Annotated in this window: 8 protein-coding genes; 6 read left to right on the top strand and 2 right to left on the bottom strand. The window is 69.6% G+C overall.

What is annotated here, in order from left to right; all coding sequences use genetic code 11:
• The first annotated feature begins 7 nt into the window (after positions 1-7).
• Positions 8-574 carry a hypothetical protein gene (locus FZ029_RS33100; RefSeq protein ID WP_247892425.1) on the top strand — a complete coding sequence of 189 codons (567 nt, stop codon included), beginning with the start codon at positions 8-10 and terminating at the stop codon, positions 572-574.
• Between the two features lie 7 nt (positions 575-581).
• Here FZ029_RS33100 and FZ029_RS21305 read toward each other — a convergent pair whose 3' ends face one another.
• Together FZ029_RS21305 and FZ029_RS21300 are read right to left on the bottom strand one after the other, a co-directional pair.
• Positions 582-1,319 (bottom strand): DUF3102 domain-containing protein, encoded by a 738-nt coding sequence (locus FZ029_RS21305; protein WP_149271788.1) that lies wholly within the window; start codon positions 1,317-1,319, stop codon positions 582-584.
• A gap of 2 nt (positions 1,320-1,321) precedes the next feature.
• Positions 1,322-2,074, bottom strand: coding sequence for a ParA family protein (locus tag FZ029_RS21300; RefSeq protein ID WP_247892424.1), 753 nt, complete (start codon positions 2,072-2,074; stop codon positions 1,322-1,324).
• Between the two features lie 354 nt (positions 2,075-2,428).
• On the opposite strand from FZ029_RS21300, the gene FZ029_RS21295 reads away from it, so the two are divergent.
• The 5 genes from FZ029_RS21295 to FZ029_RS21275 all read left to right on the top strand — a co-directional run bounded on the left by FZ029_RS21295 (position 2,429) and on the right by FZ029_RS21275 (position 14,974).
• Entirely contained in the window at positions 2,429-7,696 is a 5,268-nt protein-coding gene (locus FZ029_RS21295) for a filamentous hemagglutinin N-terminal domain-containing protein (protein ID WP_247892423.1), read from the top strand.
• A 280-nt stretch (positions 7,697-7,976) separates the two neighbouring features.
• Positions 7,977-9,281: a homogentisate 1,2-dioxygenase gene (gene hmgA / locus FZ029_RS21290; RefSeq protein WP_149271784.1), complete on the top strand. Its 1,305-nt coding sequence runs from the start codon at positions 7,977-7,979 to the stop codon at positions 9,279-9,281.
• Positions 9,282-9,419: 138 nt separating this feature from the next.
• A complete protein-coding gene (locus FZ029_RS21285) occupies positions 9,420-9,941 on the top strand; it encodes a class I SAM-dependent methyltransferase (RefSeq protein WP_149198875.1) in 522 nt (173 codons plus the stop codon).
• A gap of 107 nt (positions 9,942-10,048) precedes the next feature.
• Complete coding sequence (locus FZ029_RS21280) at positions 10,049-13,192, top strand: ABC transporter transmembrane domain-containing protein (RefSeq protein ID WP_149271782.1); 3,144 nt, start codon at positions 10,049-10,051, stop codon at positions 13,190-13,192.
• 33 nt (positions 13,193-13,225) lie between these two features.
• Entirely contained in the window at positions 13,226-14,974 is a 1,749-nt protein-coding gene (locus FZ029_RS21275; protein WP_149271780.1) for an ABC transporter ATP-binding protein, read from the top strand.
• Positions 14,975-15,031 lie beyond the last annotated feature (57 nt).

Raw genomic sequence — 15,031 nt, 5'->3', positions numbered from 1 at the left:
CGGGGCAATGATGGCGGCGGCACTCGCCGCCCTGCTTGCGCTGTCCGTTGCAGGACCGGCCGCTGCGGAACCGCTGCTGTACGCGCCGGAGACCGCCAGCCCCCTGCCCTCCCCCGCTCCTCCGGAGCCGGTGGCCGCACCGCCGGGCGCCCCGGTCGCTGTCGCGGTGCAGGCGCCGAAGCGGCCGCAGACCGACGCCTTCGACTGCTGGATTCTCGATCCCAACCGGCTGGAGCGGGCGGCCGACCGCGGCCTGTGCAACGACGCCTTCGCCAGCGCACCGGAGACCGCCGCTTTACCGGACGCCCCTCCCCCGCCGGCGGTCACGCCGCTGCGCAAGCCGAAGGCCCCGAAGCGCCACGTGCGCAGCGCCGGCCGCCAGTCCAGCCACAGCGAGGCCCACGAGATGACGACCTCCGCCGCGCGGGCGTCCCGCAACGGCGGCGGCGTCGATTTCTTCGGCAATTTCCAGCGCGACTTCGGTGCGTTGACCGACCTGCTGAGCGGCGGTTCCTCCCCCGGCCGCGGTGGCAGCCGGAACGGCATCGCCTCCCATTCGTCACACGGTCACTGAAGCCGGATCAGGCCTCGCCGTCCGTACCGGGACCGATGTCCTCCGCCTCGACGTCGATGGTGACGCCGGTGCGGCCGGACCGGCCATGGTCATGCTCCGGGTCGATGCCATGGTCGCGGCGCAGCTCGTCGCGGACCTCCGCCATGCGGGCGCGCAGCCGGGCGTATTCGGCCAGCAGTTGCCGGCGCCGGTCGTTCGGCGTCACGTCCTTCGGCGGGCGCAGCGACCGCTTGAAGTCGATCAGCTGCCGCCGGGTCACGTCGGGACGGATCAGCCCCTGCGCCTTGGCGCGTTCCAGTTCGTCCGGCGTCATGGTGACGATCTGGTAGGCGACGCTTTCCGCCCCCGGCAGCACCTCCAGCGACAGCCGGCCGGTGTCCACAGCCTCCGCCACCGCGCGGAAACGGAAGGCGGTCTCGACCGAAAACGGCATGTCGCTCTCGATCATCGCCTCGAAGTCGCCATGCGGCAGGATTTCCTTGGCGCGGTTCAGGTACCGGCCGATCGACAGGAACTCCTTTCGGCTGCGGTTCCAGTGATAGCGGATCTCCTGCGCGAACTCCTGCCGGGTGTGGCAGGGCACGATGGCGTCGCTGATGTCGGACGCCCGGCGGTCCGCCTTGGACGGCGCCACCGCCGCCCCTGAACGAACAGGGGTAGACGCTACCTCCGGCTTGGCCGCCGGCGGGGGAGCGGCCTTGCCCTGCTCCGCCACCTTCTTCATGAAGGACTTCACGTTGGCCATGCTTAAATCCCCAGCTCGTGCCGGATGAAGTACCAGGCGCCCAGGCATTCGTCGGCACCGTTCACAGCACCCACATCGACGATGGAACAGCCGATGTCGTCGACCCGGTGCATGTCCTCGATGTCCGGCACCTCGTGCGGCACCAGCCGGCCGACGCGGCCCAGCTCCAGCTTGGCTTCGCGCAGGCTGACCGACCGGCGCTTGACCCGGTTCAGCAGGAAGGCGGCGGGGCGGCCGTAATCGCGCAGGAACTCCATCCAGGGGATGACGCTCATCTTGTCGAAGCGCCCGACCCCGGTCGGCACCAGCACCAGATCGGCGCGGCGCAGCAGGATCTTGGTCGCCTCCGGATACAGCTCCACCGACGGCGGCGTGTCGATGAACACCACGTCGTAGCGACCGGGGTCGATCTGGGCGAGGGCGGCGTCGATCTCGTCCAGCGTCCCTTCGTAATGGTCGATGGCCGCCACGTCGTGCGGCCGGCGCAGCTCGTGCCACTGACCCAGCGTGCGCTGCGGATCGAAATCCAGCGTCGCCACCCGCATGCCGTCCTTGGCCGCGGCGACGGCGGTGTTCTTGCAGCTGGTGGTCTTGCCGGTGCCGCCCTTCGGCGCGCTGTACACCACCCAGCGCGCCGGCTTCGGCGCGGCTGCCTTTACCGGTTCTCCGGCGCCCTGGGCCGCTTGCCTGCCGCTTGATTTCCCAGAGTATTTGCCCGCAGACTTCCTCGTGGCGACGGCGGTCGGATCGGCCATCTGTTTCCCCTGCATCGCGTGCCAGTCTACTTGATGGCCTTCTTATTAGCGGATCGGCGGACGGCTCGAAAGGGCAAAGGCGATACCTGCGCCATGGAAATAGGCCATCCCTGTACCGTGAAATCCGTTACCGGTAACGCCTGCCGCCCCGGTTCCGTTACCGACATCCGTTACCGGTAACGCTTCCGGTGCCGGCACACGCACAACCTCTGTTGCCGGCACGAAACATTCCGTCACCACTTTCGGGATTTCCGTACAGCCGCCGGGTCGCTAAAATGTTTCGTATCCATTGGATTGTGACAGCGTATTGCCTTCCCGTCAGGTTTCGGGGGCGGCGAGAGGATTGGATCGGCGATGCGGGTATCACGGGTGTTCGGCGGGACGACGGGACGGCGCGGCAAGGCCCGGCACCGCACAGCGTTACGCCACAGCACGGCACTGGCTGGGGCGGCCCGTTTCGCGATCGTCGCCGCGATCACCTCCCTCGCCCTGTGCCTCCCTCTGGCCCTGCCCCTCCCGGCCCTGGCAAATCCCGAAGGCGGCGTGGTCACCGACGGCACCGCCACCATCCAGGTGACCGCGCCCGGCCGGCTCGACATCATCCAGTCGACCTCCAGGGCGGTGATCGACTGGCAGCGCTTCGGCATCCGTGAGGGCGAACACACCAATTTCCAGCAGCCCGACGCCGGCTCCATCACGCTCAACCGCGTCACCGGCCCCGACCCGTCGGCGATCCTGGGGCGGCTGACCGCCAACGGGCAGGTCTGGCTGGTCAACCCCAACGGCATCCTGTTCGGGCCGAACGCCCAGGTCGATGTCGGCGGGCTGCTCGCCACCACCCACGATATCCGCAACGACGACTTCATGGCCGGCCGCTACAAGTTCGAGGGCCGCGCCGGCTCCACCGCGACGGTGGAGAATGAGGGCACCATCACGGTGGCCGAGGCCGGGCTGGCGGCGCTGGTCGCCCCCGGCGTCGCCAACCGCGGCACCATCCAGGCCCGGCTGGGCGAGGTTTCGCTGGCATCCGGCAAGCGCTTCGTCGTCGACCTGTTCGGCGACCAGAAGATCAACATCGCGGTGGACGCGAAAACCGACGCGCGCCCCGTCGGCGCCAACGGCAAGCCGGTGGATGCGCTGGTCAGCAACAGCGGCAAGATTTTCGCCGACGGCGGCCGGGTGCAGATGACGGCAAGCGCCGCCAAGGGGCTGGTCGACCGCGTCGTCAACATGTCCGGCACCGTGCAGGCCCGCCGGGTGGAGCAGCAGGGCGGCGACATCGTCCTGCTGGGCGACGGCGGCGAGGTCGAGGTGTCCGGCAAGATCGACGCCGGCGGCAACAGTCCCGGCCAAACCGGCGGTTCCGTCACCGTCTCCGGCAACCGCACGACGCTGGCGGCCACGGCGCGCATCGACGCCTCCGGTCCGACCGGGGGCGGGGAGGTGCTGATCGGCGGCGACGTGCAGGGCGGCAAGGCGTCCGCCGCCACGCTGGCCGGCTACAACATCCGCCCGGCGCGCAAGCCGGTGCCGCCCTCAACCGACACCGTGGTGGCCCCGGGCGCCACCATCACGGCCGACGCTACCCAGGCGGGCAGGGGCGGCAAGGTGGTGGTGTGGGCCGACAACTCCACCCGTTTCGACGGCACCGTCTCAGCCCGCGGCGGCGCGGCCGGCGGCGACGGCGGCTTCGTCGAAACCTCCGGCAAGCTGTCGCTGCACGTGCGGGGCAGGGTCGATGCTGGGGCAGCAGCAGGGAAGGGCGGCTCCTGGCTGCTCGACCCGACCAACATCATCGTGGCGGACACCGGCGGCACCATCACCGCCACCGAGATCCAGGCCTCGCTGAACAGCGGCACCAGCGTCACGCTGCAGACCGACACGACCGGGGCCGAGGCCGGCGACATCACCGTCGACCAGCCCATCCTGAAATCGTCCGGCGGCGACGCCTCGCTGACGCTGAAGGCCTACCGCAACATCTATGTGTTCGAGAGCATCACCTCCACCGCCGGTGCGCTGAGCGTCACGCTGAATTCCGCCACCGGGTCCGGCAAGGGCGTGGTCCAGGTGACCGGGACCTCCGCCAAGTCCGTCACCATCGACACCAACGGCGGCGCCTTCATCGTCGGCGGCGGGTCGGACCCGACGCAGAAACCGGCGATCGGCATGTATGGCGGCTATTCCCCGTCGGACATCCGCATCGGTGCCGCCTTCAGCCACGCCACCATCTTGACGGGGGCCGGCGCCATCCTGATCAATGGCGAGGGCGGCGAGAACAACGACGAGGGCAACACCGGCATCTCGCTCTACAACAGCCGTCTGGCGACCACGACCGGCGCCATCACCCTGAACGGGAAGGGTGGCAACGGCATCTATTACGGCGGCAACGGCGGCGTCGCGATCGCCGACTCCGTGCTGCAGACCGCGGGCGGGGCCATTCGCATCACCGGAACGGAAGGCGGCGGCGAAAGCAGCGTCGGCAGCAATGCCGTCAGCATCGATGGCACCTCCACCATCGCCGTGCTGGGCAACGGCGCCATCATCATCCGGAGCGGCGATTATTCCGACGGCGACATCGTGCTGAACGGTGCGGAGATCTACAACGACGCCGCTCCCATCACCTTCGAATCCGGCGGCAATCTGCTGCTCGACTATGGCACCAGCCTCTATTCCGACGGCGCCGTGACGCTCAAGGCCGCCAAAACCGTCGCCCTGTCGGACAGCACCATCGTGACCGGCGGCTCCGCGGTAACGCTCGACAGCAACGTCGGACAGTCCGGCGGGGCCGTCCGCCTGCTCTCCAGCCGCATTGCGACATCGGGCGGCGCCATCACGCTCGGCGGCGGCAGCGACCCGACGCAGGAGGCGGCCAAGGGCGATTGGGACTACGCGGCCGGCGTGACGATCGAAGACGCCACGCTGGACTCCGGCGGCGGCGCCATCTCCATCCGCGGCGAGGGATCCGATTACGACAGCGAGGGCCACGGCGTCGCCATCACCGGGACCAGCGAGCTTCTCTCCGGCACCGGCAAGATCGCCATCCGCGGCAAGGCGGTGTCCAATTATGGCTGGAATGCCGGCGTGCTGATCGCCACCGGTTACAATGGCAACCCGCTGATCCGCTCCGACTCCACCGCCTCCGACGCCATCCTGATCGACGGCGACGCCACCCAGGTGGATGCCGACGAGGCCTGGGGCGTGAAGCTCCACGGCACGGCGACGATCACCTCGTCCGGCAGCATCGCCATCATCGGCAAGGGCGGCACGTCGGCCGTCACCTACGAGGTCGCCGGCATCGGCCTCGATACCGATACCAACGGCAGCATCCGCATCGCCGCGGGCAGCGGAGAGGTGAGCCTGCAGGGCACCGCCGGAACCGGCCAAAAGGCGATGGCGCTGTACAGCAACGGGGACGTGGTGGTCACCAGCCCTCCGCCACCGCCGCCGCCTCCCCCTCCGCCGCCGCCGCCGCCGCCGGTGACGCCGCCGGTGACGCCGCCGGTGACGCCGCCGGTCACACCGCCGGTCACACCGCCGGTGACGCCCCCGATTACGGATGACCCGACGACACCGACCACTCCCACCACTCCGACCACTCCCACGACCCCAACCACGCCCACCACGCCCACGACGCCGACCACCCCCGGCACCGACAGCGGAGACGGAACCGGCACGCCGACCACCGGCACCGACACGACTGGGACGACCGGGACGACCACCGGCGGAACCGGCACGACGGACACGACGTCGACCACCCAGTCCACCGCGACCGGCAGCAGTTCCGTGCAGACGGTGCTGCAGACGGTGGCGCAGATCGCGTCCAACCCGACGGGGACGACGGCCACCGGCTCGACCACGGCGACGACCGGCACCACGACCGGCACCACGACCGGCACCACAGCCACGGTCGCCACGACCGGCTCCCCGACCACCGCGACCACCCCGCAGACCTTCCTGGCAGCGCTGGAGCAAGGGGCAGGGCAGGGGACTGCACAAGTGACCGGGCAAGGGACCGGGCAAGGCGGCCAGACCTCCGACGGCACCCAGCCGGCCGGCAACGGCCCGACCTCTCCGCCTCCACCGCCACCCACGCCCGCACCGGCGACGGTGGTGCTGCCGTCCGGACGCTCCGTCACCTTCACGGCGGAGGCGACGCAGGCCTACGCCTCCGGCGCCACCCTGTCGCAACCGGGGCCGCAGCTTCTCGCCTCGCCGCCGGTGCAGGCGGCGGCCGGCACCCTCATCCAGGCGGCAGGCAGCGGCGGCATGGCCCAGGCGGTGACGAGTCTTTCGACCGGCAGCCTCTCGCTGTCGGAACAGCGCGCGGTGCTGGCCAGCGTTCCCGTCCCCACCCTGATCGGCGGCCTGACCGCCAGCAACGACCCGGTGGCGGTGCGCGTCGGCGGCATCCTGCAGAACAGCGCGTCCGGCCAGCCCGGCGGTTATGCCCAGGTGCGCGCCGCGGTGACTCAGGCCAACCTGCCGCCCCAGGTCGCCCGCACCTACCTCGCCATGGTGCAGCGGGTGGAGCGCGAACAGCGCACCCAGGCTTTCTCCGGCGCGCTGCGGCAGTTGGTGGCGAACCCGCGGGCGGCGGACATGTTCGGCCGGCCGACCGCCGCCTCGGCCCCGCCCAGCCTGCAGCAGGCGCGCGGCGGCCGCACCCGCGGCGGCAGCATGACCCTGCGCGGCATCGTCGCCGACAGCGCCAACCTGGCGGAGGCGCGGGTGAACGGCCGCTGGGTCTTCATCGACGAGAAGGGCCAGTTCCGCACCAGCATCCCGGTGGAGCCGGGGGCGACCGAAGCCACCCTGACCATGACCGACGAGGCCGGCAAGACGACCGAGCAGCGCATCGCCATCGACAGCGCGGCGGCCGCCCCCGATCCCGCCGCCCCGCCGAAGCCGCGCAAGATCGCCCTGATGATCGCGGTCGACAGCTACCGCGACGGCGCCATCCCGGCGCTGTCCACGCCCGGCGCCGACATCAAGGCGGTGGCGCAGGCGTTGAACGACCATCTCGGCTACGAGACCCGGACCCTGCGCAACCCGACCAAGGCGCAGATCGGCGAGGCTCTGCGCAAGCTCGGCCGCGAAGTCGGCGAGCAGGATCAGGTGATGGTCTATTACGCCGGCCACGGCTACGAACTGGCGGAGACCGGCACCGGCTATTGGCTGCCGGCTGATGCGGAGACGACCAGCGCCCGCAACTGGGTGTCCAACAACGACATCGGCCGCTTCCTCAGCCGCATGCCGGCCAAGCATGTGATGGTGGTGTCGGACAGCTGCTATTCCGGCGCCTTCACCAAGGAACAGAAGATCGACGCCAGCCGCCTCGCCAACGAGCAGGAGATCCGGCAGCGCCGCTCCGTCATGGCGCTGTCGTCGGGCGGCGACGAGCCGGTCGCCGACGGCGAGGTGAATTCCCCCTTCGCGGTGGCCCTGAAGAAGCGGGTGCTGGGCCTGCCGAAGGACAGCAACGGCTACGCGCTCTATCAGGAAGTCCGCCAGGACGTGACCAGCGAAGCGCCGCAGACCCCGCAATATGGCGTGATCCGCACCGCCGGCTACGACGAAGGCGGCGACTTCATCCTGGACCTGCCCGACCGCGCCATGAACTGAGATGGGGGAGGGGAGGTGTTGCTGCGGGTGCCCCCTCCCCATCCCTCCCCCACCTTCGGTGGGAGAGGGGGTTGGACGCTTGGTGGCGTGAAGCGATGCAAAGAAGCGGCGGAGTTCCCTCTCCCGCGAGAGCGGGGGAGGGTTAGGGAGGGGGCACGCGCCGCACCCACTTCCCCCAATTTTCCCCTGGCGTATAGTTTCAAAAGAAACTATATGAGCGACAAATGGTCGCGCCCGGCGCCCACGCCGGCCGCATCCCCCGGATCAGGGAGCTGCCCGCATGACGTCCCCCGCCTTCACCTACCAGTCCGGCTTCGGCAACGAGTTCGCGACGGAGGCGCTGCCCGGCGCCTTGCCCGTCGGCCGCAACTCGCCGCAGCGCCCGCCCTATGGCCTCTATGCCGAACAGATCAGCGGCACCGCCTTTACAGCACCCCGCGCCCACAACCGCCGCTCCTGGCTCTACCGCATCCGCCCGGCGGTGGTGCATGAACCCTTCCGGCCGCTGGAGTCCGGCCGCCTGACCAGCCGCTTCGACGATGTGCCAGCCCCGCCGACCCAGCTGCGCTGGAACCCGCCGCCGATGCCGGACATGGCTACCGACTTCGTCGCCGGCCTAACCACCATGGGCGGCAACGGCGGACCGCAGGCGCAGACCGGCTGCGGCATCCATCTCTACGCCGCCAACCGGTCGATGGAGGGACGCTTCTTCTACGATGCCGACGGCGAGCTGCTGATCGTGCCGCAGCAGGGCCGCCTGCGCCTATACACCGAGCTTGGCGTGCTGGAGGTCGAACCGCAGGAGATCGCCCTGATCCCCCGCGGCCTGCGCTTCCGGGTGGAACTGCTCGACGGCACCGCGCGCGGCTATGTCTGCGAGAATTTCGGCGCGCCCTTCCGCCTGCCGGACCTCGGCCCCATCGGTTCCAACGGGCTGGCCAACCCGCGCGACTTCCTGACGCCCGACGCCTGGTACGAGGATGTCGACGGCACGTTCGAACTGGTGGCGAAGTTCGACGGCGCCCTGTGGACCGCCCGCATCGACCATTCGCCGCTGGACGTGGTGGCGTGGCACGGCAACCACGCGCCCTGCAAATACGACCTGCGCCGCTTCAACACCATCGGCTCGATCAGCTTCGACCATCCCGACCCGTCGATCTTCCTGGTGCTGCAATCGCCCAGCGACACCCCCGGCGTCGACAGCATCGACTTCGTCATCTTCCCGCCGCGCTGGCTGGTGCAGGAGGACACCTTCCGTCCGCCCTGGTTCCACCGCAACATCGCCAGCGAGTTCATGGGCCTGATCCACGGCGTCTACGACGCGAAGGAGGAGGGCTTCCTGCCCGGCGGCGCATCCTTGCACAACTGCATGAGCGGCCACGGCCCCGATGCGGAGACCTTCGCCAAGGCCACCGCCGCCGACACCGCCCGGCCGCAGCGGGTCGCCGACACCATGGCCTTCATGTTCGAAACGCGCGCCGTCATCCGTCCGACGCGGCACGCACTGGAAACTGCCGAGCTTCAGCACGATTATTACCGCTGCTGGCAGGGGCTGGCGAAGCGCTTCGACCCGAACCGGCCATAGGCCGGGCCAGAAACCGGGCAGAAACCAGGGAAGGCGCACCCGCCGGCCCCACCATGCGACGTTTTGTCTCGACGGCGCGCGCGCAGCCTTTCACACTGCAGCCGTGCCGTTCGTGCGCTTGGCGAGGGGAGGGGGCCGATGGCGGCCGAATTTGGTGATGGTGCGGAAAGCCGGTCGCTGCTCGACCGGATGATCGACCGGATGACGGTGCAGCGCAACGCGCTGGCCTGGGCGCAGCGCGCGGTCGCCGGGCGCGACGGCATGGTGCTGGAGGTCGGGTTGGGCAAGGGCCGCACCTTCGACCATCTGCGCCACTTGTTCCCGCCGCGCGACATCCTGGTCTTCGACATGTGGGTGCGCGTGCCGCCGGAACTGACGCCGGACCAGGACCGCCTGTTCGTCGGCGATTTCCAGGAAACGATGCCGGCCGCCGCCGAACGCTTCGGCCGCTGCGCCCGGCTGGCCCATGCCGATTTCGGCAGTACCGACCGCACCCATGACGCCAGACAGGCAGCGTGGCTGGCGCCGCTGATCGACGCGCTGATGCTGCCCGGCGGCGTCGTGCTGTCCGACCGGCCGCTGGAACGTCCCAACTGGACCCCGCTCCCCCTGCCGCGGGACGAACGCTGGACCTATCACGCCTGGGCGGTCGAAGGCTGAGCGGAGCGGCATCAGTGGAAAACGGCCCGGCCGACGCCAATCTTCCGTCCTTCATCCCCGCGCGCGACCCCTGCGGCCCTCACCGGCCGCGACGCTGAAGGCCATTGATGGACCGCAACATATTTCAGTTCATATGGAAGCACAGCGGACGCCAGCAGATCCTGCTCGCCCTGTTGACGGTCGCGTCCTTCCCGGTGCTCTACGCCTCGCTTGAACTGCCGAAGATCATCATCAACCGGGCCTTGTCCGATCCCCAGCCGGTGCGCGAGATCCTCGGCGTGTCCATGGGGCCGGTGACCTATCTGCTGGTGCTGTGCTTCACCTTCCTGGCGCTGGTGCTGGCCAACGGCGCCTTCAAGATGCGGATCAACACCTTCAAGGGCGTGGTCGGCGAACGGCAGGTGCGGCGCCTGCGCTTCATGCTGCTGGACCGCATGCTGCGCTTTCCGCTGCCGCATTTCTCCAAGGTCAGCCAGGGAGAACTGATCTCCACCATCTCGGCGGAGACCGAACCGCTGGCCGGCTTCATCGGCGATTCCTTCGCCCAGCCGCTCTACCAGGGCGGCACGATGCTCACCATCCTGCTGTTCCTGTTCATCCAGCAGCCGACCATCGGTCTGGTGTCGGTCGCGCTGATCCCGGTGCAGGCCTACATCATCCCCAAGCTTCAGATGAAGGTGAAGCTGCTGGGCAAGGAGCGGGTGCGCAAGGTCCGGCAACTGTCCGAACGCATCGGCGAAAGCGTGGAGAACGTCCGCGAGGTCCGCGTCAACGGCACCGTCCGGTACGTGCTGGCGGAGTTCTCCCAGTACCTCGGCAGCATCTACTGGATCAGGCTCGAGATCTACAAGCGAAAGTATTTCGTCAAGTTCCTGAACAACTTCATCAACCAGATCACTCCCTTCTTCCTGTTCTCCATCGGCGGTTATCTGGTCCTGCATGGAAACATGTCCATCGGCGCGCTGGTGGCGGCACTCTCCGCCTTCAAGGACCTGACCGCCCCCTGGAAGGAGCTGCTCGACTATTACCAGAACATGATCGACGCCCAGATCAAGTACGAGCAGATCGCCGACCAGTTCTCGCCGCCCTTCCTGTTCGAATGGGCGCAGCCGACGCCCGCCACCCCCGCCGACCTCAAGGCCCCCTTGCGGCTGGAGGCGGTGACCTGGGCCAACGAATATGGCGACCGCATGCTGCAGCGCCTGTCGCTGGAGGTGCCGCCGGGCGCGCTGGTCGGCATCGCCGGCACCAACGCGCTGGCGCTGCGCCGTCTGGCCGAGGTGCTGGTGCGGCTGTCGCCGCCGACCTCCGGCCGGATCACCATCGGCGACCTGTCGCTGGAAACCATCCCGCTGGAACTGCTGGGACGCCGCATGGCCTATGCCAGCCCCGAACCGCGCATGTTCACCGGCAGCATGATGCAGAACATCACCTACGGGCTGCGCCACCGCCCGCCGGCCGACGATCCGGACTCCATGTCGCCCGCCCGCCGGCGCGAGATCGTGGAGGCCGAGGCGTCGGGCAACTCCACCGACAGCATGGAGGGGATCTGGACCGACTTCGGCATGATCGGCGCCACCGACTGGACCAGCCTGCGGCCCTGGTTCATGCAATGCCTGGCGGCGACCGGCGGCGAGACCGCCGTCTATCAGCGCGGCCTGCGCGAGGTGTTCGATCCCGACGACTACCCCTTCGTCGCCCAGCCGCTGCTGCGCGCCCGCCACTGGCTGCGCGACGCCATCACCGAACGCGGGATGGACAAGCTGCTGGCCCGCTTCGAGCGCGACTGCTTCAACCCCTACGCCAGCCTTGCGGAGAACATGCTGTTCGGCCTGCCGGACGGCAAGCGGCTGACGGTCGCCCGCATGGTCTGCAACCCGACCGTCCGCGAGCTGATGGAGACCTACGGGCTGTGGGACTCCGCCGTCCGCATCGGCCGCCGCTTCGCCATGCGGGTGGTCGGCGTCTATCGCGACAGCGCCGACGGCGACGTCATGATCATGCGCTACCCGCACATCGACGACTCCCTGTTCGAGGAGCTGGTGGAGGCGGTCACCCGGCTGAAGCGCCGCTCCGAACGGCCTCAGCGCCGCCATCAGGAGGCGGACACCCTGCTGTTCGCCACCATGTTCCTGATGATCGTGCCCAAGCGCGACGGCATGGACTTCGTGCCCCCGGCGGAGCGCGAGGCGATCATGGCGATCCGCCACAGCCTGCTGAACGAGATGCCGTACGAGCTGCGCGACAAGGTCGCCGTCTTCGATCCCGACCTCTACCACCCGCGCCTGAACGTGATGGACAATCTGCTGTTCGGCCGCATCACGACGGAGGATCCGCGCGCCATCACCCAGCTGCGGGCCCTGGTGGACGAGGCGCTGGAGCGGACCGACGCCCGCGCCTTCGTGCTGATCCTGGTGGCGCTGGGCGAGGTCGGCATCGGCGGCTCGCTGCTGCCGATCAGCGTGCGCCAGCGGGTGCAGCTGATCCGCGGCCTGATGAAGAAGCCCGACATCTTCGTCATCTATCAGGCGCTGAACAGCTACGATCCGGAGGAGCGGCTGCGCATCTTCCTGCGCATGAAGGAACTGCTGCCGACCATGACCCTGATCGTGCTGGAGGAGCGGATCGCCGACAACCCGGCCTTCGACGCGCTCTACGACCTGGAGGACGGCCGGCTGGTCCGGCGCGGCCAGCATGGCGCCGACCACGACGAGGACACCATGCCGGGCGAGGCGGAAGAGACCGACGAGCCGGCCCTGCGCCTGCTGTCGCGCTCCCCCGTCTTCTCCGACCTGCCGGAAACGGTGCTGCGCCGCCTGCTGACGGCGTCGGAATGGCGCACGGTGGCGGCCGGCGATTTCATCTACCGCAGCGGCGAGCAGTCGGAATTCACCTTCGTCCTGGCGGAAGGCGAGGCGGAGCTGGTGCGGCTGATGCCCGACAACCAGCCGCCGCTGCACATCGCCTACATCAAGCCGCCAGAGGTGATCGGCGACCTGGAGCTTCTGGCCGGCGTCCGCCGCTTCTCCACCATCCGCGCCCGCACCGACCTGCGTCTGCTGCGGCTGGACGGGGCGAACATGCTGCGGCTGCTGTCGTCGGTGCCGGATTTGCCGCTGCGGGTGATCCAGCAGGTCGGCAAGCGCCTGACCAGCGAAGCGCCGGCCGTTCCGCCTCCGGCGACCCAAATCCCTCTCCCGCCCCGGGAGAGGGAAGGGGCCCAGGCGGAGCCTGGGAAGGGTGAGGGGTGAGGCAAGGGATGCGATGAGCCTGGAGACCCAAAGATGCTGACCGTCGAAGGCCTGACGATCCGCTTCCGCAACGCCCCCCGCCCGGTGGTCGACGGCGTCGGCTTTTCCATCGGCGCCGGGCAGAGCGTCGCGCTGGTCGGCGAGTCCGGATCGGGCAAGACGCTGACCTGCCGCAGCATCCTCGGCATCCTGCCGCGCGGGGCGACGGTCACCGGCGGCTCGATCCTGTTCGGCCAGGGTGCCGAGGCGGTCGATCTGCTGCGCCTGCCGGCGTCCCGCCTGCGCGACATCCGCGGCAGCCGCATCGCGATGATCTTCCAGGAACCGATGAGCGCGCTGTCGCCGCTCCACACCATCGGCGACCAGACGATCGAGGTGCTGCGACTGCACGGCAACTGCAACCGGACCGGTGCGCGCGAACGCTGCCTCGCCATGTTCGACCGCGTCGGCTTCCCCGATCCGGTGCGCGCCTTTCGCTCCTATCCGTTCCAGCTGTCGGGGGGCCTGCGCCAGCGCGCGATGATCGCCATGGCGATGGTCGCCCGCCCGCAGCTGCTGATCGCCGACGAGCCGACCACCGCGCTCGACGTCACCCTGCAGGCCCAGGTGCTGGCCCTGATCAAGGAGCTGCAGGCCGAGACCGGCATGGCGGTTCTGCTGGTCACCCACGATCTGGGCGTGGTCGCCAACATGGCCGATGCCGTGGTGGTGATGCGCGCCGGCCGGGTCATGGAATCGGGCTGTTGCGCCGACGTTCTCGGCCGGCCGCTGCACGGCTACACCCGCAAGCTGATGGCCGCCGCCCCCTCCATCCCGGCGATGGTCTGCGTACCGCCGGGCGAGGACGTGCGCGACGCCATCCTGGAATTCCACGGCGTCGCCAAGACCTACGAGCGCGGCAACCAGCGTATCCGCGCGCTGGACGGCGTCGACCTGTCGGTCGGCCGCGGCGAGACGCTGGCCATCGTCGGCGAGTCAGGATCAGGCAAGACGACGCTGGCGCGGCTGGCCATGCTGGCGGAGCGGCCGGACCCCGGTGGCCGCCTGCTGTTCCGGGCATCCGCCGGGGAACCGCCGCTCGACCTCCTTTCCGCCACCGGGCCGGAGCTGACCGCCTACCGCCGCCGTGCCCAGATGGTGTTCCAGGATCCCTATGCCTCCCTCAGTCCCCGCATGAGCGTCGGCGAGATCATCGCCGAGCCGCTGGCGATCCACGGCGTCTGCGGCCGCGGCGAGGGGCGCGAGCGGGTGCGGGCGCTGATGGCGCAGGTCGGCCTCGATCCCGCCTGGACCAACCGTTATCCCCACGCCTTCTCCGGCGGCCAGCGCCAGCGCATCGGCATCGCCCGTGCGCTCGCCCTCGACCCGCAGCTGCTGATCTGCGACGAGCCGACCTCGGCGCTCGACGTGTCGGTGCAGGCGCAGGTGCTCGACCTTCTGGAATCGATCAAGCAGCGGCTCGGCCTCAGCCTGATGTTCATCTCGCACGATCTGGCGGTGGTGGCGCGGCTGGCCGACCGGGTCGCGGTGATGCGCGCCGGCCGGGTGATGGAGGAGGCGCCGCCCGCCCTCCTGTTCTCCGCCCCGCTGCACCCCTACACCCGCGCGCTGATCGCCGCCTCGCCGGAGCCGGACGTCGACCGTCCCATCGACATCGCCACCGTGGCCTTGGGCGCCGGCCGTCCCGACCTCTGGCCCGAACCCTTCCGCCCCACCCCCGACGGCGCCCCGCCCCCGCTGGTGGAAGCCGCGCCGGGGCATTTCGTGAGGCGGGCGGCATGACCAAGCACTTTTGCGGCGCCGGAGCCTCTCACCCTCTCCCCCCCGGGGAGAGGGAAG

The sequence above is a fragment of the Azospirillum sp. Sh1 genome (genome assembly GCF_008365135.1).
Lineage (GTDB): Bacteria > Pseudomonadota > Alphaproteobacteria > Azospirillales > Azospirillaceae > Azospirillum > Azospirillum oryzae.
Note: the sequence above shows the minus strand (reverse complement) of the source record. Positions and strands in the feature narration are given on the sequence as shown.